Source organism: Brevibacillus sp. FW301-21C12A, assembly GCF_058788915.1.
On sequence record NZ_JBYTBG010000008.1, the window covers coordinates 104,506 to 128,591 of the forward strand.

The 24,086-nt window shown below is 56.0% G+C and carries 19 protein-coding genes; 10 read left to right on the top strand and 9 right to left on the bottom strand.

The genetic code is table 11. The features are described 5' to 3' along the window. Nucleotides 1-22: 22 nt before the first annotated feature. The 5 genes from AC3WQH_RS07840 to AC3WQH_RS07860 all read right to left on the bottom strand — a co-directional run bounded on the left by AC3WQH_RS07840 (nucleotide 23) and on the right by AC3WQH_RS07860 (nucleotide 6,426). A complete protein-coding gene (locus AC3WQH_RS07840; RefSeq protein ID WP_005828143.1) occupies nucleotides 23-1,180 on the bottom strand; it encodes an acetoin utilization protein AcuC in 1,158 nt (385 codons plus the stop codon). Further along, a complete protein-coding gene (locus tag AC3WQH_RS07845) occupies nucleotides 1,177-1,821 on the bottom strand; it encodes a CBS and ACT domain-containing protein (RefSeq protein WP_221843546.1) in 645 nt (214 codons plus the stop codon). Before AC3WQH_RS07845 ends, AC3WQH_RS07840 begins: the two co-directional genes overlap by 4 nt. A 41-nt stretch (nucleotides 1,822-1,862) precedes the next feature. Further along, entirely contained in the window at nucleotides 1,863-2,495 is a 633-nt protein-coding gene (locus AC3WQH_RS07850; RefSeq protein ID WP_005828146.1) for a hypothetical protein, read from the bottom strand. A gap of 77 nt (nucleotides 2,496-2,572) precedes the next feature. Next, nucleotides 2,573-5,713: a penicillin-binding protein 1A gene (locus tag AC3WQH_RS07855; protein ID WP_007783209.1), complete on the bottom strand. Its 3,141-nt coding sequence runs from the start codon at nucleotides 5,711-5,713 to the stop codon at nucleotides 2,573-2,575. Nucleotides 5,714-5,844: 131 nt separating this feature from the next. Continuing rightward, nucleotides 5,845-6,426: a LysE family transporter gene (locus AC3WQH_RS07860; protein ID WP_007783211.1), complete on the bottom strand. Its 582-nt coding sequence runs from the start codon at nucleotides 6,424-6,426 to the stop codon at nucleotides 5,845-5,847. A gap of 111 nt (nucleotides 6,427-6,537) precedes the next feature. On the opposite strand from AC3WQH_RS07860, the gene AC3WQH_RS07865 reads away from it, so the two are divergent. Then, complete coding sequence (locus AC3WQH_RS07865; RefSeq protein ID WP_005828152.1) at nucleotides 6,538-7,098, top strand: helix-turn-helix domain-containing protein; 561 nt, start codon at nucleotides 6,538-6,540, stop codon at nucleotides 7,096-7,098. A 137-nt stretch (nucleotides 7,099-7,235) separates the two neighbouring features. On the opposite strand, the gene rpsD is transcribed toward AC3WQH_RS07865, so the two are convergent. Next, entirely contained in the window at nucleotides 7,236-7,835 is a 600-nt protein-coding gene (rpsD, locus tag AC3WQH_RS07870) for a 30S ribosomal protein S4 (protein ID WP_005828154.1), read from the bottom strand. A gap of 291 nt (nucleotides 7,836-8,126) precedes the next feature. Further along, complete coding sequence (locus AC3WQH_RS07875; protein ID WP_122952677.1) at nucleotides 8,127-10,415, bottom strand: S-layer homology domain-containing protein; 2,289 nt, start codon at nucleotides 10,413-10,415, stop codon at nucleotides 8,127-8,129. Between the two features lie 337 nt (nucleotides 10,416-10,752). Between AC3WQH_RS07875 and AC3WQH_RS07880 the strand changes: the two genes are divergently transcribed. From AC3WQH_RS07880 to AC3WQH_RS07910, 7 genes are all read left to right on the top strand, one after another. After that, nucleotides 10,753-11,334 (top strand): histidine phosphatase family protein, encoded by a 582-nt coding sequence (locus AC3WQH_RS07880; RefSeq protein ID WP_122952676.1) that lies wholly within the window; start codon nucleotides 10,753-10,755, stop codon nucleotides 11,332-11,334. Nucleotides 11,335-11,372: 38 nt separating this feature from the next. Further along, a complete protein-coding gene (locus AC3WQH_RS07885; protein WP_026557885.1) occupies nucleotides 11,373-13,613 on the top strand; it encodes a sensor domain-containing diguanylate cyclase in 2,241 nt (746 codons plus the stop codon). Between the two features lie 119 nt (nucleotides 13,614-13,732). Further along, entirely contained in the window at nucleotides 13,733-14,728 is a 996-nt protein-coding gene (locus AC3WQH_RS07890; RefSeq protein ID WP_007783218.1) for an MBL fold metallo-hydrolase, read from the top strand. Between the two features lie 124 nt (nucleotides 14,729-14,852). Then, nucleotides 14,853-15,758, top strand: a complete 906-nt coding sequence (locus tag AC3WQH_RS07895; RefSeq protein WP_005828164.1) for a hypothetical protein — start codon at nucleotides 14,853-14,855, stop codon at nucleotides 15,756-15,758. Nucleotides 15,759-16,266: 508 nt separating this feature from the next. Beyond that, the gene (gene refZ / locus AC3WQH_RS07900) at nucleotides 16,267-16,869 is read left to right on the top strand and encodes a forespore capture DNA-binding protein RefZ (RefSeq protein WP_005828166.1); all 603 of its coding nucleotides are present in this window, start codon (nucleotides 16,267-16,269) and stop codon (nucleotides 16,867-16,869) included. 98 nt (nucleotides 16,870-16,967) lie between these two features. Next, nucleotides 16,968-19,448 (top strand): septation ring formation regulator EzrA, encoded by a 2,481-nt coding sequence (locus AC3WQH_RS07905; protein ID WP_492331978.1) that lies wholly within the window; start codon nucleotides 16,968-16,970, stop codon nucleotides 19,446-19,448. Nucleotides 19,449-19,454: 6 nt separating this feature from the next. Further along, on the top strand, nucleotides 19,455-19,655 hold the full coding sequence (locus AC3WQH_RS07910) for a hypothetical protein (protein ID WP_005828171.1): 201 nt from the start codon (nucleotides 19,455-19,457) through the stop codon (nucleotides 19,653-19,655). 242 nt (nucleotides 19,656-19,897) lie between these two features. On the opposite strand, the gene AC3WQH_RS07915 is transcribed toward AC3WQH_RS07910, so the two are convergent. Both AC3WQH_RS07915 and AC3WQH_RS07920 read right to left on the bottom strand, forming a co-directional pair. Then, nucleotides 19,898-21,199, bottom strand: coding sequence for a BaiN/RdsA family NAD(P)/FAD-dependent oxidoreductase (locus tag AC3WQH_RS07915; RefSeq protein ID WP_005828173.1), 1,302 nt, complete (start codon nucleotides 21,197-21,199; stop codon nucleotides 19,898-19,900). Between the two features lie 262 nt (nucleotides 21,200-21,461). Continuing rightward, nucleotides 21,462-22,283: a GNAT family N-acetyltransferase gene (locus AC3WQH_RS07920; RefSeq protein WP_005828175.1), complete on the bottom strand. Its 822-nt coding sequence runs from the start codon at nucleotides 22,281-22,283 to the stop codon at nucleotides 21,462-21,464. A gap of 154 nt (nucleotides 22,284-22,437) precedes the next feature. Between AC3WQH_RS07920 and AC3WQH_RS07925 the strand changes: the two genes are divergently transcribed. Next, nucleotides 22,438-23,517, top strand: a complete 1,080-nt coding sequence (locus AC3WQH_RS07925) for a M42 family metallopeptidase (protein ID WP_005828177.1) — start codon at nucleotides 22,438-22,440, stop codon at nucleotides 23,515-23,517. Between the two features lie 18 nt (nucleotides 23,518-23,535). After that, complete coding sequence (locus tag AC3WQH_RS07930; RefSeq protein WP_005828179.1) at nucleotides 23,536-24,045, top strand: hypothetical protein; 510 nt, start codon at nucleotides 23,536-23,538, stop codon at nucleotides 24,043-24,045. Nucleotides 24,046-24,086: the final 41 nt, after the last annotated feature.

Consider the following 24,086-nt stretch of genomic DNA (forward strand, 5'->3'; position numbering starts at 1 on the left):
AGCAAAAAAAGAGCAAGCAAACTCATTTGCCTGCTCCAGTCGGCGCGTACAGAATTGCCCGCTCCAGAGTAATCCGGTTTTTTTCGGTAATCTCCGCCCGGCGGGGAATCGCCGGAAACGGTTCGTCAAACAGGCGCAGCGGCAACTGCAAATCAGTCTGCGGCTGCCAGCGCTGAAGCCAGCCGGGCGGCAGGTCGCCGTCTTCCAGCGGCTGATCGCTCATTTCGCTCCAAAGCAGCGTCCACGCTCGCGGCACGACCCGCCAAATGTCGTAGCCCCCGCCGCCTACCGCGATCCAGCGGCCGTCGCAATACTCATGGGCGAGCCGATGGGCAAGCCGGGGAATCGACTGGTAAATTTTCATCGAGCAGGAGAGGTGCGTCAGCGGATCAAACGTATGCGCATCGCAGCCGTTTTGCGTCAAGATCACGTCCGGCTTGAAGCCGTGCGCCAGCTTGGCTACCAGCTCCTCGTATACCTCCAAAAACGAATCGTCTTCCGTGAAGGCGTCGAGCGGGACATTGACGGAAAATCCGTAACCGCTTCCATCCCCGCGTTCCGACAGATTGCCCGTTCCTGGAAACAGGTATTTTCCCGTCTCATGGATGGAAACGGTCAGGACATTAGGATCATCGTAAAACGCCCATTGGACGCCGTCGCCATGATGCGCATCCGTGTCGATGTACATGACGCGGGCATTCCAATGCTTGCGCAAATAGGCGATGGCGACGGAGCAGTCGTTGTAGATGCAAAAGCCGGAAGCGCGTCCGCGAAAAGCGTGGTGCAGCCCGCCCGCCGGATTGAAGGCGTGCGCTGCCTCTCCTTGCATGACAGCATCGACGGCATTCAGCGTCCCTCCGACAATGAGGGCAGCCGATTCGTGCATATTCCGAAAACAGGGGACGTCCTCGGTGCCAAGGCCGTAGCTCATCGCCTGCGGCAGCTCTGCTTCGCTGTGCCCCTGCTCGCGGACGAACTCGATGTAGCGCCTGTCGTGGACGAGGGCGAGCTCGTCGTCCGTTGCCATGCGCGGCGCCAGCAAGTCTGACTCTGTGAGCAGGCCGTAGCTGCTCATCAGATCGTGCATGAGCAGCAGACGGCGCTGATTAAACGGGTGGTCATCGTGAAAGTAATACTTCGTGTAGTCGGGGGAGTAGATCAGACGAGCGTTCCGGCTCACAGGAGTACCCCCCCGTCTGTCGGTCCGATGACGTCAAAGCCTCTTTGCAGCAGCAATTGGGTCACGACGCGCGGATCAATCGTCTGGACGCGGAAGACCAGGTTCTTTTTCCCGGGGTTTTTGCCTGGAAACACAATGACGCTGGTGACGTTGACCTGGGCTTCGCGAAACACCTGGCTGACCTCTGCCAGCATGCCGACGCGATCTTCTACTTCTACCTCGATATGGGAGCTGGGCTTGTTGACGCCGAACAGCTCAATCAGGCTGGAAAACAGGTCGGATTCTGTCACAATCCCGACCAGGCGGCTTCCTTCCACGATCGGCAGCGAACCGATTTTATGCTCGTAAATTTGCAGGGCGGCGTCTTCGATGAAGTCAAGCGGGTGGGCGGTGATGACCTGTTTTTGCATGATGTCAGCCACAGGCTTGTGCAGGACGGTGTCGTCGTCATCATGGGTAAGCAGGCGGGAGGGAAGGGCATCGCGCAGATCGCGGTCTGAGACGATGCCGACCAGCATGTCATTTTCAATGACGGGCAAATGCCTGATGCGATTGGCTCTGAGCAGCAGTAGGGATTCTCCGATGGTAGTCGCAGGCTGAATGGAAACGACGTTTTTTCGCATGATATCTTCTACGCGCATGAATGAGGGCCTCCTTGCATCTTATGGAAAAGATGTCCAGACTAATAAAGAAAGCGATTCTGAAAGCGCATGGCATCAAAAGCGACGATTGTTTCAGCAGGAACTCGTTTTCCGATTTTGGCCATCAGACAGTTGGCGGGGTGCGAGCATATTTCCGGATCGTCTGTCGCCATCCAGGTCAGTCCGACGCTGCCCATTACTTTTTCCATGACCTTTCTGTACTGCCACACATCGAGTCCCGTTCCTTTCAAATCCCAATGCCAGTAATACTCGGTCGTAATAATGACGTAGTCTTCCATGGCGTCATCCATAAAGGCGACTTCAAGCAGTTTCTTGGCTACGCCGCCAGCCCGTACCTTGTGGCTGATTTCGATGGCGCCAAGCTCCAGCAGATCGGGCAGTTTGGCCATGGACCAGCGTTCCAGCGGATCGGGGTGGAGGAAGGTGACGTAACCGAGCACAAGGTCCCCTTCCCGGGCGATGATGATGCGGCCTTCCGGGAGATCCGCTATTTCAATCAGGGCCTCATGCTGTTGCTCGGGGATGCGAAATGCCTTGAGTCCTTCATCGAAGCGCAAGTCAGCCAAATATCTCCCCGTAATCGGTCCTTCGATAAGCAGTTCTTTTCCGTTCACGACCATGCTCGCAGAGTGATAGCGTTTGACGTGTTCCATCGGTTCCCCCCCTAATGCTTGTAGAAAAAGAGAGATGGCGATTGTAACCATCTCTGCTGATTCTTCCTTACCTTAGTCTATTCTGTGGTGGTTGCTGTTACGTTGTTCGAATGTGGCGATTCTCCGTAACTGTTGACGGCGGTGATGTAGTAGCTGCCGTTCGGCACAGATGCCGTGTGTGTATAGCTCGTGGCGGATACCGTGTCGAGCAGCAAATAGCCGCTTGCCGCATCGGGGCTGAAATACACGTTATAGGCGATGACCTGCTCCGCTTGGCTGTTGCCTTTCCAGGACAGCTTCACGCTGTTTCCGCTCGTCTTGATCGACAGCGATTTCGGAGCGGAAGGCGGCGCGGCAGACGGGCTGTTCGTATTCGAGCCCGCATTGGAGTTCGAATTGCCGTTTCCGCCGTCTCCCGACCCTGATGGGCCAGGAGTGGTTTGGCCGTTTCCGCTGTTGTCAGTCGGCGTCGTGCCCGGATTTGCGCCTGGAATCTCCCACGTCTGGGCGCCGACAGAAGCGATGGCAGACGGCGAAGATTCGTTTCCGGCGATGTCGACCGCTGTGACATAGTAGCCTACGTCGCTTTGGCTTGCGGTCGTATCGGTGAAAGTCAGCTCAGCCGGATCTTTGACCGTGGCGATTTTGACGAAGCCGTTTTGCGCATCGGCGCGGTAGATGCGGTATCCTACCAGGTCAGGCTCTTTTGCCGACTGCCAGGAAAGCGCGATCTGCTTGCCGGAGCCGCTTGCGACGACGCCGCTTGGAGCGGCTGGCGTTCCGCCGACCTCTGTGCGCGGGTCTTCCTTGTCCGGCAGACGTTGTTCCCAATCTGGCGGCTGGACGGCAACGCTTTTGTTTTTGGCCTGAATCTGCTCCTTGGAAGGGAGCGGATCAGGGGAGCGGTAGAAGATGCCTTCGGTTACGAAATCGTCCGGAGTGCCTTCCTTCGCCAGATAGCGCTCGCCGTTGTACGTAATCAGGCGCGCTTTTTGGTGCGAGTCGTCCACCTTCGTCGGAACGAAGCGGCGGTTAAACAGATCGGTAATCAAATGCCCCGCCTGCTTGGACAGCTCGCTTGGCAGCAGCCCGGATTTGGAGTCGACTGTCGCCGTGACGATCCCCGACGGCTTCTGGAACGTAGCGTCAGGAGGAGACAGGTGTGGGTGCTTTTCGATAATTTCCTTCATGACCTTGCCCCAGACGACCATCGGCACGTATTTGTCTGCGTCCGGCATCGGGTACGGTTCGTCAAAGCCGACCCAGACACCCATGGACAGCTCCGGCGTGTAGCCGACGAACCACAAATCGTTGCTGTTGTTCGTAGTCCCGGTTTTACCTGCCACGTCGACCTTGCGCGGAACGAATTTGCGGATGTGCGTACCTGTTCCGGCATTGACGACGGAACGCATCATGTCCGTAATCAAATAAGCGGTTTGTTCGCTGTACACTTGCACGGGTTGGGCTTCGTGACGGTAGATCACTTTGCCCTGGCTGTCCTCGATCCGGTCGATGAGGTAGGCGTCCACGAACGAGCCGTGGTTGGCAAACGTGGCGTAGGCATTGGTCATTTCCTCTGCCGTCGTTCCGTATGTAAGTCCGCCGATTACGCCTGTCGCAGCGTAGTTGTCTGCGTCGACCAGCGTGGTGATGCCCATTTTCTTGACGTACTCCAGCGCGGTAGGGATTCCGACCTTCAAATACGTCTTGATCGCCGGGATGTTCCAGGACATCCGCAGCGCTTCCCGCGCGCTCATGATCCCTTGCCATTTGTTGTTCCAGTTTTTCGGCAGGTGAGAGCCGTTCTGGCCGTCGGCGAGCAGCACAGGTGCGTCGTCGATTGGCGAGGCTGGCTGCAAAAGTCCCAGCTCAAAGGCCGGAGCGTACGCCGCCAGCGGCTTCATGGCCGAACCAGGCTGGCGAGGAACCGTTGCGTGGTTCGTCTGCTCGACCGAGAAGTCGCGTCCGCCAATCATCCCCAGGATCGCTCCCGTTTTGTTGTGGATCAGCATGGCGCCGACTTCTTCCAGCGCGTTCTCGATTTTTTCCGTCTTGCCGTTCGAGCGGCGGATCGTGTAGGTGCGGTTTTTCCCGAAGTTTTTCGGGTCGGCCGCGACGGCCTGCATGATGCTGTAGACGTTTTTGTCAATCGTCGTGTGCACTTTGTAGCCTTTGCGCAAAATGTCGCGGCGCTTGTCCTCGACCAGTTGGCGGTATTCGTTGCGCCCGATAGTCGACTTGTCGCGCCCTTTTTCCGCGAGATCGGCATCGACGAGCTGACGGGCGGCCCGCTCCTCGATCTCCATCATCAAAAACGGAACTTCGCGATACGCCTGCTGGGTCGGCTTGGCCAACTGCGCCTTCAGATCGGCTTTGAGCGCGTCGTCGTATTGCGCCTGCGTGATGTAGCCGTTTTCCAGCATGCGGTCGAGCACCATTTTCTGGCGTTCCTTGCCGCGCTGGTAGCTCTCGGCGCGGAATGGCGAGTAGGCGCCAGGGTTTTGAATCATGCCCGCGAGATAAGAGCCTTCGCTCAGGTTCAATTCCTTTACATCCTTGCCAAAAATCCCTTTGGCGGCCGCCTGAACGCCGTAAACGTTCGAGCCGTTGGCGTTTTTTCCGAAGTAGATTTCGTTCATATAGGCTTCCAAAATCTGGTCCTTGGAAAACATGCGCTCGATCCGGATGGCGCTGAAAATTTCCCGCGCTTTGCGGGTGTGGCTCACTTCAGCGGAGAGGATCGTATTTTTTACAAGCTGCTGCGTAATCGTACTACCGCCTGTCACGACAGGTTGGTTGGTAAATTCCTGAATCGCCCCGCGTAGCGTGGACTGGAAGGAAACGCCTGAATGGTGGTAGTAGTTTTTGTCTTCTGTTGCAATAATGGCGTTAATTAAATAAGGAGAAACGTCTGCTTTTTTCACCAAGCGCCGGTCGCCTTCCTCAGCCCGCAGTTGGCCGATGAGAGAGCCGTCGTTGTAGTAGGCGAATCCAGTCAGATAATTGGTGAAAATTTTGTCCTCCAGTTCCTCCTTGCTGCGCACTGGCTCGTCCTTCACGAGTGCGGCAACATAACCTGTCACGATTCCTCCGGCGACAGCAGCTCCCATGAGTCCAAGCAGAAACACCATCTGAACGATGACCCATATCAGTCTGCCACGGCTACGGCGTCGCTTTTTTTTCGACGGTTCAGAGGAAGATGTGTGGTTATTCGACATAGTCTACGACCCCCTAGCATACCTCCTGATTATACCATACGAGGAACCTTGAGGGTACAAGCGATGAAAGGGACAATCGAGAAGTTCCGCGCCGCGTCACAATGTGTCAAAAACTGTTGAAGCGTAGGGGGCTACACGAGCAGCAAAACCGAGCTGAGCACCAGCAGCAGGGCCATCGCGACGTGAAAGGCGCGCTTGTGCCTGGACAAAACATTTTGAAAAAGGGAGCCAAACAAGCTCCAGCAAAACGAGCTGGCAAAGCCTGCGGCGCCGAGCAGCAGGGAGAAGCCGAGCAGGCTGGTCGCCGTGGAAAAGTAGGGCAGGATGAACGTGCCGACGACGCTCAGCCCGTACAGCACCCCTTTCGGATTGACGAACTGTAGCAGGACGCCTGTCGCAAACATGTTTTTGGCGTCCGCTTCGCTGTTTTCCTCCCCGCGGATGCTGGTGAGCATTTTGAACGCCAAATACCACATGTACAAGACGCCGAAAAAGGTCAAATAAGGCGTAACCGTAGGGATGTAGCTCGTGAGCAGCAGGTGAAAAAAGCTGCACAGCAAGATGAGGGCCAAAAATCCGCTGCTCACGCCGAGGCAAAAGCGGACAGTCTTTTTCAGGCCGTACTTGTTGGCGAACACCATTGCCATGATGTTGTTGGGACCAGGCGTGAAGTGGGACACAAATACAAAAAGCAAAAAGGACAAGACAGGCATCGTGAATCTCCCTCCTCTATCGTGTGCTATAATGACCGTATAGGTCGTTATATTGTATGCGTTTTATTTTACAATCCGGTCGTTATATTGTACACGGGAGGTTTTGGCGCCATGGAAGACATTCAGCGCGTGCTGGCCAAAAATGTAAGAGAGATACGGGAAAAGCAGAAGCTGAGTCTGGAAAAGGTGGCGGAGCTGAGCGGCGTGAGCAAGACGATGATCGGCCAGATCGAAAGGGGCGAATCGAGTCCGACGATCACGACGCTGTGGAAAATTGCCAACGGCTTGAAAATCTCCTTTACCTCGCTCATCCAAAAGCCGCAGCCGGACACGACGGTAGTGCGCAAGGCAGAGGTGCAGGCTTTGACGGACGAGCAGGCCGGGGCATACCGGATTTATCCCGCTTTTCCTTTTGAGGCGGACAAGCGCTTTGAGCTGTACACGGTCGAGATCGAGGAGGGTGGATTGTTAAGCTCCGGGGCGCACAGAGAGGGGACGGAAGAATTTTTGACTGTTTTTTCCGGGGAGTTGACGGTTGCGATCCAGGAAGAAACACATACGTTGCACGCTGGCGATTCGATCCGCTTCAAGGCCGACAGACCGCACAGCTATCGCAATCAGGGGAAGGGGCTGGCCCAGGTCAGCATGCTGATTTACTACCCGGTGTCATGAGGCGACCCGGGAGAGGGGAGCTAGAGTAGGCAAAATGTCCGAAAAGGAAAAGCTGCCCGCTTTCAGCGGCAAAGGAATCCGGACAAATAAAAAAGAGCAGGCCGACGGGCGGCACTGCTCTTTTTGTTTTCAGACGATTAACGGCTGTAGAACTCAACGATCAGAACTTCGTTGATTTCGGAAGGCATTTCTTCACGGTCTGGCAGACGAGTGTAAGTACCTTCAGCAGCAGCATCGTTGAAAGAGATGTAGTTTGGCAGGAAGTTACGGCTTTCCAGAGAGTCCTTAATCAGTTGCAGACCACGGGACTTTTCACGGATGGAAATCACATCGCCCGGTTGTACGCGGTAGGATGGGATGTTCACTTTTTTGCCGTTTACCAGGAAGTGACCATGGTTTACCAACTGACGAGCAGCAGGGCGAGTTGGAGCAAAGCCCATGCGGTACACCAGGTTGTCCAGGCGGGATTCCAGCAATTTCATGAAGTTTTCACCGACTACGCCAGCCATTTTGCTAGCTTGGTCGAAAGTGCGGCGGAATTGTTTTTCGTTAAGGCCGAACATGTGGCGCAGTTTTTGCTTTTCTTGCAGTTGGATTCCGTACTCGGACAGTTTACGACGGTTGTTGTGACCGTGTTGGCCCGGAGGGAAGTTGCGCTTGATGTCTTTTCCTGTACCGTCGAGGGAGATGCCCAGACGACGAGCCAGTTTGTGGCGAGGTCCTGTGTAACGTGACATGTATTCAGTCTCCTTTAAATTGGATTCGTAGGTGTTTACTTCCGGCAGGTTAGTTCCTACTTTATCTACACGAACTTCGGACGGTAGCGTTTCCGCATCGTGCTCCTCACAGATATTCAGCCGCAGTCTGTAAAGGGAGGGAACTAAGAGGGTACATCCTTCCGTTTTTACCTACAATCAATGCTACCCTGTACACATACAATCAATCATACTAGGCGAGGTATGGATAAGTCAAGAGAAAAGAAACGCGCCATTCATGGAAGAAATGGCGCTGTTCCTCGTTGCTCCCGTTTAATCCCGGATGAAGACCGACTCCGTATCTGCGTTGCCGCGTTTTTCCAGGAAGCGGGTAAACGTAACGGCTGCATCCGCCCGCGACACCGCGCCCTGCGGCTGGAACTTCGTCTTGTCGGTCGGCACGATGCCCAGTGTCGTAGCGATAATAATCGAAGCGCGATGCTTGGCGTTGCCGATGTCGGTGAGCGGCGACTGGAACATGCCAGGGTAGTCCGCCAGCTTGTTGTAGCCGAGCGCGCGCACGATCATGTCGGCCAGTTCTTCGCGGGTGATCGGCTCATCCGGGTTCAGCTTGGAAGCGTTTTTGTCCAAAAGGCCGCGGTCCACGGCGCCTTCGACGGCAGAGAAGAAGCGCGAGCCGTTTGCCACGTCGCTGTAGGTCGCCTTGCGCTCCAGGGAGTACATCGGGTAGTGGCGTCCCTGGTTCAGACTAATCATCAGCATTTCGATCATTTCGCCGCGTGTGATCGGCTTTTGCGGCAAGATTTTGCCATCCTCCAGCGAGAGCGCATCGTATTCGTACATCAAAAGCAGTTCCTTCTCGGCCGGATGGCCCTTGAGGTCGAGCGGTGCCTGGCGGTGCAGGTTGAGCACTTTTCCGGATGCAGTAGAGCGCCACTCGCCTGTAGCCGCATCGAGGTAGTAAGGCTGCTCAAACGGCGTGGACGTTACGCGGTAAACGAGCTTCGCCGTCCTTTTCGGAATGTAGGATGGCTGCTCCTGTACCTTTTTGTTGTCTTCCTCGCTGAGCGGCTCCAGGGCGTACACCGCTTCTGCCTCCGACTCCTTCCACCACGCCTGGACGGCTTCGTCGCCAGACAGATGTTTAGGTACTTTGGCAGGGTACGTTTCGCTGCCAAAGTCAGCGCTGTAGGACAAAAGTTCGCCTGTCTGCGCGTCGTAATTGAGGTAGGCCGAGCCGCTGGCAGCCGCGATTCCGTCGATGTACCGTTCCAGCGTGATCCGGTAACGGCTGGATTTTAACAGTTCTACGCCTTCCTCGTCGCGTTCGACCAGGTACAACTGGTGGGCCGAGGTCGGCGTCCATTTGCGGATCGTTTCCATTGCCGCTGCTTGCAGCTTTTTCGGGTCGACCGTCTTGGCGGGCTTTTCTTCCTCTTTGCGCAGCGGCCGGTCTTTGCTGTACGAGTAAACGTCGCCGGTGACAGCGTCAAAGGCGACAAAGACGTAGCCATCCTTTTCCTTGCCTTTTTCCGTGTATTCGAGATTCCAGACGGAACGGTTGCCCTGGTAGTCTCGCTCGCTGTAGTTGGCGGAGCGCAGCTCGTAGTTGCCAAGGTCAAACGTCTTGGCCGCCCAGGCGATGGCTTCCTCCTGGCTGAGCGCTCCTCCCGAGCGGCGCGGGGAAAGCGGCTTGCTGCTGACCGCGACAGGCTCGTTGCTTTCGCTGCGGGGCGAGAGCGATTGGTTCAACGCTTTTCCGCTCTGGGCGTCGAGGTAGAACGTAAACGGATTGGTATAGCCGAGCGTGACGGTGTTTTTCTCAGCGCCGGTTCGCTTCCACGGAAGCAGGTACGAAAGCTTCGGGTCTGCCTGCTCCTGGAACAGCTTCTCCGCTTCCTCCAACGAAATTTGCTTGTCTGGCTTCTCGAATTTCACGTCGTTCCACGACAAGGAAAAATCGCTGACGACGCCTGCGCCATTGACGGTGATGTCCGCCCCGTTGTCCGGGAATAGCACGTCGTCTACGACCCGGACGAAGCGGAACGTGTAGGAGACGTCGGCAGAAAGCGGCGTTTTCGGCTCGGGCAGCTCGCGCAGGTAGAGACGGGTTTCTGCGGCTTTGCCCGGGTTGTGCTTTTGCAAAAACTGCTCTGCCGCTGTGCGGGCGTCGGCATAGGACACCCGTTTGGCGTAAGGCAGGTTGTTCCGGCTTTGGTCGTAGTGGGAATAGGAGGTCAGCTCCCCGGTGTTGGCGTTGATGCTGACGCTGTAGGACAGGAGTACTTTTTCGTTGTTCGGGTCCTTTTTGTTCCAGCCGAACGACCATTCCGGGAACGAGCGCCAGCCGTCAGCCGAACGGAACGACACGTTTGTCAGCGTAAGCCCGCTGGTGGGTACAAGCTTGGCTGCAAGGGTCAGCGCCGCTTCTTTCGACAGCTTTACCTTGCTCGTGGCAGCCAAGGTCGCCTTGTCCATTTGCGTGCTGTTGACCATTTTGCTCGTGGCAGCTTCCGGCGACTGGGCGTGTGCTTGTGCAAGCGGAAGCAGCAGGCTTGCTGTCAATACGAATGAGCTGGATCGGATCATCCAAGGCTTCATGAAAGATTCCCCCCGAGGTGTAGTAGCATTTGCTTACAACCTCTGACGAGGGGAAAAGCGAAATCGTTTCATTTCACCCTGAGAAAAAATAGAGAGCGATTTTGCGAACAGGCAAGAAAGATAGGAATTTTGTACCAAATGTTAACGGATCAAACTAGAATTGTGAACAACCATCTTATATAATTAAGTAGTACTTATCCATCTCAACTTGAAAAAGACAGCCTTGACTGTTTGATTGACCGCAAGCGGTCATCTCTATTTTTCGAATAAATCTCCGCTCGGCGTCAGACCTGCAGGCTGCGAAGGGCGGTTTTCACAGAAAAGGAGCTATTGCGTTTTGGAAACCATCATGTACCTCGTTCGCCACGGAGAGACACAGTGGAATCAGATTCGGCGCATTCAGGGACACAGCGATATCGCTTTGAACGAGATCGGCATGCGACAGGCAGAGCTGGTAGCCGGACGCTTCCGGCGCGAGAAGATTCACGCTGTTTATTCCAGTGATTTAAGTCGCGCGCGTGAGACCGCTGCGAAAATTGCGGAAAATTTCTCCATTTCCGTAGGCACGCATCCTACCTTGCGCGAGCGTTGCTACGGGCAGTGGGAGGGGCTTACCTACGAGGAGATTCGCGCGCGCTTTGAAAATCAGGACGAGGCTTCCTGCGGCATCGAGACATTCGAGGACATGCAGCGGCGTGCGGTGGCCGCTCTGACCGAACTGGCAGCGAAGCATCAGAATGAGGCAATTGTGGTGGTATCGCACGGCGGTCTCATCAACAGCTTTTTGCACTACGTAACAGCAGGGGAGCAGGGAACTGGCATTACGCGCATCGACAACACGGGAATTTCCGTTTTCCGCTATGCCGATCGCAGGTGGGAAGTGCTCCAGGTAAATGATACTGACCATTTGGAAGCTTGAGAAAATGCTGAGAGAGGGAGTTTCTCGTGTCAAGTAAAATGTTGGGGAAGTTAGAGACGGTCTTTTCCTACACGGCCCATTTTATCATACAATCTTGGCCGGAAAAGCGCCCAGGCATCCTTTTCTTGACAGATTCCGGGGGCCGTGTAATCAACTTCATGGACATGCATGATAGTCAATCTGGAAACTCTCTGTCTATGGCGGCGCGCCAGTATGTCCAGACCGGGGAAGTCTGCGATTATGTTTTGGAAGCGCTCGGCACGAAGGAGATTGTCGTCAAGGCCAAAAACGAAAGCGAGCTCGTCTGCGGAGCGTTTCCGCTGAAGGAGCATGACGGCAGTGTCCGCGCCGTCATTGGCATGCTCATCCCGCAAAAAGAGATTGATTTCGATTTGCGGGGCTACATGCGGGGATTAGAGCCGCTCATCCGCATGGGCTACGATGCGTACATCCAGCACGCAACCAGCCAGATCGTCACCGATTTGACCTTGCACGACACCGCGCGGGATTTGCTGACCAGCCTGACGAGACAAATCAGCAACATCATTTCAAAAGGCTATTGCTCGGCGGTGAAGCTCTCCGAGGAGGGCGTGCTGATCCCCCAGGATTGCGTCACGACGCAAGAAGCGGAGCCAGGTCAGGCTCATATCGCCCAATTGGTTATGCGCATGGGGAATAAGCCAGTCACGCCGATGGCGCTGGACAACCACCGGGTCATCGTCGTTCCGGTAAGCCTGAACGCGGTTCCGCTGTACGCCCTGTTTTTGCACCTGCCGCCCGAGGAGCAGGACTGCTTCTACGATATCCGGGACGTCGCTTTCCTGCAGGAGATTGCGGAAAAGGCGAGCTGTGCGCTCTGGCGCGCGATTATGTCTGACGATTTGCGCCGCGAAGCGAGCAAAAAAGATTTGCTCTACCAGCTCATGTCAAAGATTCAGGCATCGATTGACGTCAATGACGTTCTCCACGAGATCGTCACCAGCATCCCGAGCCTGTATCCGTATTTCTCGGTCGAGCTGTTCCTGACGGTGGAGCCGAATGCTACTACGCCTGTCAAGCAGTTGTCGTTCCAGGAGGTGGAGCCGTCCACCAGCACGAAAGCGTACCTGGAAGGCCGCTTGATCGCGGAAGAAGTAGGGGAAGGCGAGCAGCGGGCGACCGTGATTGCCGCGCCGCTGTTGGGCAAGCAAGGCATCTACGGCGTTTTGCAGGTGACTTCGGAGCAGCCGATTTCGTTGAGCCAACACGAGAAGGACTACATTTCCATCTTGGCCGACACGGCAGGCACCGCTTTTGAAAATGCGCAACTGTACCAGCAATCGCGCAATCTGATCCGCGAGTTGCGCCTCATCAACGAAATGGCTAGACAGCTTAACAAAAGTCTTGATTTGAAGGAAATTCTCGATTTTGTGACGGAAATGATGCAGGCGACATTCGACGCGGAGTTTTGCGCCATTTTGCGAAAGCAGCCGGGAGAAGACAAGTTCGATATACTCTCGTCGTCGCTTTCCGACTTTAACGGCACCGTCGTCAATGCGCTCGAAAAGCCGTTCCAGCAGATCATGCAAAGCAAGCAGACGCTGCTTCTGGCTCAGCCTGGCGCGGGTCCGCTGCCGTTTTCACTCTATTCCTGCTGCTCGCTCATGGGGGTACCGCTTGTTGTCGAGGGCGAAATTAGCGGAGTGCTTCTAGTCGCAGATTCCCGCTATCATTTTTTTAGTTTTGACGACTACAAGCTGCTCGAAATTTTCGGCCAGCACGCAAGCCTCGCCATGACGAATGCCGTTTTGCACAACGAAATGGAGCGAATGGTCATTACGGACAACTTGACCGGACTGTTCACGAGACGCTACTTGAACGAACAGGTCAGGGCCTCGCTTGCCAAGGACAGCTACGGCTCGCTGATTTTGATCGACATCGACTTCTTCAAGACGGTAAACGATACATTCGGCCACCAGGTAGGAGACGAAGTGCTGATTCAGGTGGCCAACCTCATCCGCCGCAGTATCAGAGACAGCGATATTGCGGCGCGCTGGGGCGGGGAGGAGCTCGCCGTCTACCTGCCGAGCGTAGACAAGGCAACGGCTCGCGCTGTCGCCGAGCGAATCAGGGAGTGCGTGGAGCAGGAGACGTCCCCGCGGGTGACGATCTCGTGCGGTCTTGCGAAATGGAACAGGGAGATGGACGTCAATCTGAGCGTCGAAGCCTTGTTCCACCAGGCGGACATCGCGTTGTACGAAGCAAAAAATTCTGGCAGAAACCAGGTTGTACTCGCCTAGAGCCAAACCAATGGCTCTTTTCTCTTTTCGGTATGCCTTTTTGCAGCGTGATTTGTTTCTGTATAAGATATATCGGTAAAAGAGGGAACAAACTTGAAGGCAGATGGAGGAGTTGACCCATGGACACACGCGAACTGCGCACCAAGGCGACACAAATCACACCGGATATATACAGTCTGGAAATCCCCACCCCGTTCAGTGTCGGAGCGGTCAACGTCTATTTGGTAAAAGGCGACAAGCTGACGCTGGTGGATGTGGGGCCGAAGACAGACGAGGCCTGGCAGGCGCTGACGGAAGGATTGCAGTCTGCCGGAGTCCGCGTGGAGGAGATCGAGCAGATCGTGCTGACGCACCACCACGTTGACCATTGTGGTCAACTGGAAAAGGTGCGGCAGCTCTCCGGCGCCGTGACGCTGGCCCATCCGCAAGCAGCGCCGTACGTGGAGCTGGATGAGGACTTCATGCATTTTCACGACCAGTTTTTTCTGGAGCTGTACCAAAAAAGCGGCGTGCCGAGCGACATGCTGGTCATCATCGCCAAGTTTCACAAGCTGATGAAGACCTTCTCCGAGCCAAGCCGCATTGACGTGTTGCTCAAGCACAAGCAGCGGGTGCCGAACTTGGAGGAATGGCAGGTGCTCTACACGCCGGGGCACAGCCAAAGCCACTTGTCCCTGTACCGGGAGCGGGATCGAACGATGATCGGCGGCGACCACATCATCGGACATATTTCGTCCAATGCCTTTATCGAACCACCGCGGGATCGTTCGGGCGCACGGCCGCTCACGCTCGTCCAATACCGGACGGCGCTGCAGATGTGTGCAGACATGGAGGTGGAGCGGGTGCTGGCCGGCCATGGCGAGATCGTCACCGACCATCGGGAGCTGATTTTGGCCCGGCTGCAAAAAAACTGGAGCCGCACAGACACGCTGCGCAGCCTGCTTGCCGACGGCGAAAAAACCGCCTACGAGCTGACCACGCTGCTGTTCCCTACGCTGTACGAAAAAGAGCTGCCGTTGACGCTTTCCGAGACGATCGGGCACATTGATCTGCTGACGATTTTGCACCAGGTCGAAGTCAAGGAGAAAGACGGCGTTTTGTACTACCACCTGTAGCCAGACGAATCCCTGTCATTGGCTGTCCAAGCAGAATAAGCCTATTCCTCCCCGGAAACGATAAAAGGGACAATTACCCTGAACCACCTGGAAGTGGCCAAAGGGTAACCGAGGGAGGAAGCCTATGCGCAAGTATTGGACGATATGCCTTTTGTCTGTAGCCTGCACGGCTTTGGCCGGCTGCAATCAGATGGGCGTCAAGCAAAACCCCAGCTCCGCCTTTGAACAGGTGCGCGACCAGTTTGCGGCCCAAAGCTCGTATGCGTTTTACGGCAGGACCAAGCTGTTGACAGCAAACAGCGCCAATGCCAACATGGTGAACTTTTCCGGGCGAAAAGACGGCGAAGCGGAGTATATGAATGTGAAAATTTCCGTCCCGGAGGAAAAGCGGGTGGAGACTTTGTCCCTTTTGCGCGAGGGCAGCGAGCTGTACGCCAAGCAAGGGCAGGGGGAAAAATGGAAGCCCGTACCGGGAGAAGGCGTTGCGCTGCGGCAGGAGATGGACAACTGGAGTCCTGGTTTTTGTTTCCAGCAAATGGATGAGATGAAAAAAGGCATCCGTCAACTGCCGGACGAAAACCCCGAGGACGATCTGGAAGCGATCGGCGTCACGCTGGATTCAGCCAAGCTGAAGGCGTGGCTGGCCGCGCAACTGCAGGAGCAGAGTGCCACCGGCTCGCGGATTCAGTCCGCCGCAGGGCCGTTTCCCGGGCACAAGCCGAAGCTGAAGCTGGCGATGCAGCTTTCTGATGGGGACTGGGCAGGTGCGAGCGTGCGGCAGGGAGGCACCTCGATTCAGGCGAAACCGTCCCAGGACGTGAAGGCGTTGGTCGATCAGATGGACGTCGAAGCGGAGTACACGATTTACTACAACAAAACGACGATGCTTCCGACCAACATGACGATGTCGATTCGCTCCGCATACGACTTGAACGACCAGCGGGTAAAAGAGCATTCCCAGGTGGAGACCTACCTGCAAAACTACGGGCGGGCAAAGCCGGTTCCGGCCCCGGCAGAGGGCGGCAAATAAGCAAGCAAAGAAAAAGACGCTTACCTTCCATGTCAGCGGACAGGGAGCGTCTTTTTTCCGTGAGGCGGACGGTTTGCGAAGCGGCGCGGACGATGGCAAAAGCGGCGGGAAGGCGGCTGCTGTGACGGATGGGCCGGAGGTGCGTGCCCGCCTGCTTTGGCTCGCAAGATTTTCAGGCAGGATGAGGTAACGCTTTGCGGACTTTGTCCGTCTTTACTCATTGTGAAGATGTGCACAACGGGCCGCTTTCCTTTGCGCTTTTTTGCGAGGGAGTCTTAATTCCTAGAAGGAATACTGGAAAACTTTGTCGAACTAACAACAGGTCTATCTTTTTGCGTCGAATAATCGGTACAATGGGAAAGATGCCTGATGAAACCAAGCGTCTGCGGCGACCGCATCAGGCATTTTGCAGACGAGACTTCTGCGATTTTCGCGGTCGCTTCTCTTTTGGGCAATCGTCGCTTCCGGTCCTGGTGAAGCCGGAGCGTAAAGGGGATGGGAACCAGCGATGGATCAGACGAAAATGCGCATTTTGTCCGCAGCCGCGAAGCTGTTTGACACGTACGGCTACAAAGGGACTTCCGTTAGACAAATCGCTGCTGAAGCAAAAGTGAACTCCGCGCTGATTTCTTATCACTTCCAGGGCAAGCAGGGAGTGTTGGAGACCTTGATCGCCTCTTATTTTGAGACGCTGTTTCGGCTGCTGGAAGAACAGGAAGCCGAGCAGGAGCATGTCTCTGCCATTCACCGACTTGAACAGGTGATCCAGTTGTATTTGCGCTTCCAGATGGAGCATGCGCCGATTACCCGGCTGGTTCACCGGGAGTTGAGCGTCGAGTCGATGCTTGCCCGTGAAGTGATGACGCTGTACATGAGCCGATGGAAGCACGGCCTTTCGCGCGTATTGGAGGGCGGCGTGGCATCGGGTGATTTTTTGCCTGTCTCTGTTGATCGTATAGTGCTGGCCGTAAGCAGCCAGATGATATATCCGTTTTTACAACCGCAAATGGTTCGCCAGGTTTACGACCTGGAGCTGTTTTCCGAGGAGTTCGCCAGATGGCTGCACGATTCCATCATGCGCTTTTTGCGCGGGATTTTGCTGCCCGGATAGGATGTGCCCTCTCCTGTGACTTTATTTTGCACAAGTGCAGCGAAGGCTCCGCCAATGGCTTTGGCGCAGCCAAGTTTTCTAAAGGGGATGTTTGACAAGTGAAACGAAGACTATTCCTGCTCTGTCTGGCAGGCATGTTGCTATACACGAATCCGGCGTACGCTACGCCTTTTCCGGACAAAACCGATGAGGTCGTGCAGGACGCCGACAACTATTTGAAAAAAGACGAAAAGGCGAAGTTTGAAAAATCGATGCAAAACTTGCCTGGCAGCTACAAGGTTGTCGTGGTGGAAAGCACGGCTCCGGAAGCAGAATCCCCTGACATGTACGCGCAGAAGCTGTTTGACAATTACAATTTGGCTGATGACGCGATGATGGTCGTGCTCGACTACAACACGGAGCAGATCGGGATGTACGCAGGGCCTGCGTTGCAGAACAAAGGCGTGACGATGGAGTTGTTGCACGACAAAATCGCGTCGTACTACGATCCTTTTCGCAACCAGAAGCAGTATTTGACCGGCATTCAGACTGTGATCGGGGAAGTGAACCGGGAGCTGAGCAGCCTTTCCGACAAGCAGGCTGCAACGACTGCGGGCGCGGCTGATGCGGCAGCGCAGGAGCAGCCGGAAGAAAAAGACGCGCTCGGCGGCATTCCGTGGTGGATATACGCGCTCGGAGCTGTGTTCGCGGTGCTGTCCGTCATGCTGATCTACGCCATGATTCGCCGCCGCGGGATCTTCAAGCAAGTCGATGATGTAGAGGATTGGAAGGACGAGCTGGTCGAAAAAATCAACGTCATCGAGGTGGAAAAGCCGTTGCGCCGCTCCAGCGGAATGACAGAGGTGCGCTACCACCACCTGGCTGACAAAAAAGAAAACTTGCTGCGCATCCGCATTCCAGACGTGGAGATGATGATTCTGGATGCGGAGGAAGCGTGCGACCGTTTCCGGTTTTCCCTGGCTTTGGGCATGCTCGATGAAGCGCGGCAGACGCTGACGCAGATCGAGGATGAGCTGAACGACCTGAAGGAAGACACGACAAAGGTAGCGATTGCCAAACAGGAAAACAAGGTCGTCATCCCGGAGATCGGCAAGCAGGTGGAGCAGATGGAGCGCCGCCTGTCCGATTTGCGGCTGGAATACGGACTGGCTTTTCACGAACTGAAAGCGTCGCTGGACGAAGTAGAGACGATGCGCAACCTCGTGAAAACGTCGCGGGCGGCGGGCGACGATATTGGCGCCTACGATACGACGCTCAAGGCCCAACAGATTCTGGAGCGGGTCGGCCAAGCGATGGAGCAGATTCCGGCGCTGGTGCAGCGCGTGAAAAAGGAAATGCCGGAAGAGTTCAAGCAACTGGAGGACGGAATCAGCCAGGCGACGCGCGACGGCTTCGACTTGAAGCAGGATTCGCTGGACAAGGCGCTGCTGCAGGCCAAACAGTTGCTTTCCTCCGCAAAAACCGCGCTGGAAGAGGGCAATCTGGAGATGGTCATGACTCATTCCAAGGCGTTTGACGTGCTGCTTGACACGACGTACCAGAGCATTGAAGAAGGCGTGCTCGCTCAGCACGAGGCAGCAGCCGCTGCGGCGCCAGCCCTGGAAAAGCCGCCTGTGCTTGCAGAGGAGCCGCTCGCAGACGAGGCAGAGCCGGAAAGAACGAACAGTGCATTGGCAGAAAAAGAACGGGAAGTCAGCGAAGCGGAGGTCGCAGCGATCATCGAGCAGGCTGCGGAGGCGTGGAACCTGGCTGGCAAGGAGACAGCGCAGCCACTTGTCATCGACAGAGAGCCGCAAGCGTTCGGGCGCGAGGCGCAAGGATTGTCCGCGCCCAAGCAGGAGGAAGCGGTGGATCTGTCCGCACACGCAGAGACTGAGGCAGGGACGAGCGACCAGTTGAGCGAGGCAGAACGGGCTGTGCTGTTGCAGGCAGTCAAGCGGCCTGCGAAGCCGGAGAAAACCTCGGTGCCCCATGCGCCCGCCCAGCAGGCAAGCCGTGAGCACGAAGAGGAAACCGAATACGAGCTGGTCATTCCGAAGAGTCAGGCGGAGCCGGAGTTGGAGGAGCCTCATCTGGAGGAAGAGCCGGATTATTTGCTGATCGAAACCGAGGACGATGCCCTCGACGAGCTGGAGCGCATCTCCAGCACGCTCGTTCGCGTGCGCCAGCAGATCAAGCGAAGCTATTTGCCGGGCATTCCGGATCAGCTCAAATATATGTTTGAAGAAGTCGTCCAGACTTTGGGGCGGATCAAGATGGTGATGGAGCAATACCGCTACGATCTGGAGGAAGTGGCGATTTTGATTCAGGATGCGCGCGAGCTGGTCGTAGAAACCGAGCGGATGGCCGAGCAGACGATTTCCTCCTGCCAGTTGGCGGAGGGAGCCATCCAGTACACCAACCGCTACCGCCGGCAAAACCGGCACGTCAATGAGCTGTTGACCAAAGCGGAGCAGGCGTTCAGGCAGTTGGCCTTCACGGAAGCTTACCAGTTGGCGGAGGAGGCGCGTCTCGTCGTGGAAGGTGCGCCAGCCGAGGCGGATAACCGCTGGCTTTTGCGCAGAAAGAAAAAGGGGTGAGCATCCATGCAACTCCTTCCCGTTTTTCTGATCGCGGCGGGCGTTCTCGTCATGCTCCAGCCGCGCACCAAAAGATGGCAGGCGCGGATGAACGCGTATTTCCGGGGCAATGAACAGCGGGTCAAGCAGCGGGCCAACACGTTTTTTTTGCTCGGCCTGGCCTTTATGCTGGCTGGCTTCGCTTATTTGTTCCGGTTGGCCGGATAGGGATAAGAGCACAAGCAAAAACACCTGTCGCACGAGCAACGAGGACGCGATTCTCGCGGGCGGCAGGTGTTTTTTGCGCAACAAAAAAAGAAGCACCGCTCACGAGGCGATGCTCCATATAGGGAAGATAAAGGGAGTAAAGGTCTGATAACCAGCACCTTACAACTAGGGGGGAGTAAGGTGCTGATTACTCTTTCGCAAAAAAGAGTACCTGCCTCCTAGTTTCCCCGATTCGTGTTTTCCTAAACGTTATTCTCGCAAAAAAATTCCAAAGCTTCTTCGGCGCTGTGCGTGCCCGCCGCATGTCCCGAGGAAAAGGCGATAGTAATGTTGTAGCCTCCGGTATGGGCGTGCACGTCCATGACTTCGCCGGCAAAATACAGGCCGTCCATCAGCTTCGAGCGCATCGTGCGCGGGTCGATTTCCTTGACGCTGACGCCGCCGCCTGTAATAAAAGCTTCCTCCAGGGACAGCGTTCCCGTGATCGTCAGCGGAAATGCTTTGATGATGCCCGCAAGACTTGCCCACTCCTGCTTTTTCATATGGCTCAACGTCGTGTCCTCGGCAATCTGGGCGAGCGACAGGATGAGCGGAATCATTCGCTCCGGCAAGTAGCCTTTGAGCACGTTTTTGACCGCTTTTTTTGGCTGTTCCTCCAGTAGTTTCCAGCTTTCTGCGCTGACTTCCTCCTTGCTTTTGGCAGGCATCAGATCAAGCGTGAGCGCCAGCGGGACGGCGCCGTATTTGCGCTGGCTGATGGAGACGTAGTGCCCCATTCGCAGCGAGGCTGGCCCGGACAGGCCGAAATGGGTGAAAATCATATCGCCTTCCTGGGTGTTGATCTTTTTCCCGTTCGGCGCGTACAAGGTCATTGTAATGTCGCGCAGGGACAGTCCTTGCAGCGTTTTGTCGCGGATGAAGGAGTCGTTTGCGGTGAGCGGCACTTCTGTCGGATACAGGTCCGTGATCGTATGGCCTGCCGCCTTGGCCCAGGCGTAGCCGTCTCCCGTCGAGCCTGTCTGCGGCACCGAGCAGCCGCCGACGGCGATAATGACGCAGCAGGCTGTCAGCTTTTCGCCGGATTGCAGCAAAATGCCTGCGGCTCGGCCGTTTTCGTAGACAACTTCCTTCACGGGAGCGTTCAGCCGGATGTCGACATGCTGCTGCTTCAACCGGTCGATCAACGCTTGGGCGACCGTCACTGCTTTATCGGTGACGGGAAACATCCGCCCGCGGTCCTCTTCCTTCAGGGCGACGCCCAGTTCCTCAAAAAACTGAATGATGTCGCGGTTGCCGAATTGCGCAAGCGCACTATACATAAAACGGCCGTTGCCGGGCATTTGCTTGATAAGCTCGTCCTGCTCCTTGGCGTTGGTCACGTTGCAGCGGCCGCCGCCGGAAATGATGAGCTTGCGTCCCAGCTTGCCGCCTTTTTCCACCAGGCAGACGCGCGCTCCCCGGCTCGACGCCGCCACAGCGGCCATCAGCCCGGACGGCCCGCCGCCGATAATGATAACGTCATAGTCGTACTGTGATCGATTCATGTATTCTCGTCCTTTTATGTTGTAGGGTAGGGCATCCTTCATTTTACCACAAGAGGCTATGTTAGCGCTCAGATAGAGGGGGAGGGTGGGAACACAAGCGTGTATGTCGCGCTAAAAAAGGGGGCAGGTGGGGAACACAAGCCCGAATGCTGCGCCAAAAAGGTGGGAACGTTGGAAGCACAAGCCAGCATACCGCGCCAAAAAGACAGGGAGCTTTTACCCAAAAAGAGCGAGACTGTTTGAACCCCACCCCAACGCCAACTCACCCAAGTACCGCAGACAGCGGCTTTTTCTCCAGCACGTATCTGACGACCGCTTCATCGCGGACGATGTCTGTGACGATGTAGCCTTTGGCGAAGTAGCTGGTGAACAGCTCGCCGGTTTGCTCGCGCCAGGCCGAGGCGATGTTCATGTCCGCCTGCTTCACCTGCTGGAAAAAGGCCGGGACTGGAAGCAGCAAGACAGGCTCTTCATGCGCGGTGTCGAAAGCGACCGGAGCCGGAAGGCCGTCGACTATTTCATAGCGCAAAATGTCAGGGGCAGCGTCGTAGGCACGGCGCGGTGCGCCTTCTGCCTGGCGGGCTTCCACGCGTCCGCTGTCGATGAACCACTCGACGAGAAAACGATCAGTCGGCAGGCCGCGGTTGAAGTCGTCGTCGAGGTCGCCGTAGCAGTTGGGCAAATACGTGCGGACGATTCCGCCAAGCTTGACGATATTCAGGACGCCGTTCACCGTTTCCAGGGGGTCGTACGTCCAGGTAATTTTGGAATGGCCCAGCGCTTTGGCTTCTTCCTTTTGCAGCCACTTCATCTTCACTCCGAGTCCTTGCTTGCGATACGCGGGCAAAAAGCCGAGCATGTGGGAACAGAGATGCGTCTCGCCGTTGGTATAGCCGGGAAAGCTGTACAAAAAGCCGATCATCTCGTCCCCGTCAAACGCCCCGAGGAACAGTCCGCCAAATTTGTGCATCGTCAGCGTCATGTGGTACGGAATGGCCGACGAAGGGTCCCATATTTTTCCTTCCATCGTTTCCAGTTGCTCGATTTCGCTCGCCTCGGTCAGTTTTCGCAAGGTGATTGCCATTTGCTTTTTCCTCCTATCCAGGTTTTCGTTTTTACTTCATTCGAACAAAGGGAGGCACATTCCTGCTTGGGAACGGTTGCATCCCCCGGCAGCCTTGCGGATAATAGGAGAGACAGACAAACATCTGCTAGGGATGACAGGAGGCTTGACCACGATGGAAAACGACTTTCAATGGGAGCTGTGGAATCGGCTGACACAAGCGCCGGGAGCGCCAGGCTTCGAAGGTTCGGTCCGCGCTATCATGCGGGAATACATAGGTGCCTATACAAACGAATTTGTCTACGACAACCTTGGCAGCATGCTCGGGGTAATGCGCGGCGATGAAAACGGTCCGAAAATCATGGTGGCCGGACATATGGATGAAGTCGGCTTCATGGTGACGCGCATTTCCGACCAAGGCTTTATTTCGTTTCAGACGCTCGGAGGCTGGTGGGGACAAGTTTTGCTTGCCCAGCGCGTCCAGATCATCACGGAAAAAGGCGCGATCGAGGGCGTCATCAGCTCGATTCCGCCGCATGTGCTGAGTGAAGACCAGCGGAATCGCCCGATGGACATTCGCAACATGTTTATCGACATCGGCGTCGACTCGCGCGCGGAAGCCGAGCAGGCAGGCGTGCGTCCGGGACAGCAGATCGTTCCGGTATGCCCGCTGCAGGTCATGGCCAATCCGAACCGCCTCATGGCAAAAGCGTGGGACAACCGCTACGGCTGCAGCCTGGCAGTCGAGCTGGCAAAAGAGCTGCACGAGCGTCCGGGCCATCCGAACGTCGTCTACGTCGGGGCTACGGTTCAGGAAGAGCTGTCTGGCATGCGCGGGGCGAAAACAGCCGCGGCTGCGATCGAGCCTGATTTGTTCCTCGCTTTGGACGCCAGCCCGGCCACGGACATTCCCGGCGTGAGAGACGAAGGCGGCAAACTGGGCGGCGGCCTTTTGATGCGCATATACGATCCGCTGTACATGATGCCGCTGGGACTGCGCGAACTGCTTATTTCGACCTGCGAGCAGGAGAACATCCCGTACCAGTACTACGTGGCCAAAGGATCTACGGACGCCAATGTCGTGCAAAACCACGGAAAAGGCGTGCCGTCGGCTGTCATCGGCATCCCTTCCCGCTACATTCACAGCCATGCGTCCATCATTGACCGCAACGATTACGAAGCGGCCAAGCGGCTGTTGTTCTCCATCGTGCGCAAGCTGGATCGGGCGACCTTTGCGTCGATTTTGCCGAGATAATGAGGGGAGGTGGCGCTTTTGAACGCGATTGTTTTGTACACGAAGCGCCAGGGCCAGGCGACGTCTTACGAATTTAACGTCTTCGACAACCAGTTCGCCACGGAAAATCTGGCTGTCCGCAAAGTGCTGATGTCCATGCTGGAGTCTGTACGCGAGCGGCTGACCGATGTGGAAGTGGAGTACAACGACAGCATGCTGGCGGAAAAATTGGGGGCGAGACGCGCTGCGGAGACGCTGCGTTTTCTCGGGGCGACGAAAGACAACAGCAAGGAAAACCGCAGCAACGGCATCGTCGTCAGCCGCTCGTTTCAGGCGCCGCTCACCCCTGAGCGCTATGCGTTTTTTTACGGGCTCACAGACATTGCCACGCTCTCGCACTACCGCTTGAAGGAGGGCAGCGAGGACCGGATTGTGTTTTACTTCACGCGCTATTTGCAGTTGATAGCTCCTGACGAGAGCGCAAGCCAGGCCTTTTTGCAAAAGCTCGACGAGTTTTCGCTACCGTACAGGCTCGTGTCGATCAACTGAACAGGCCAAAACAGGCGAGCAAGAAAAAAAGCCATTTCCAC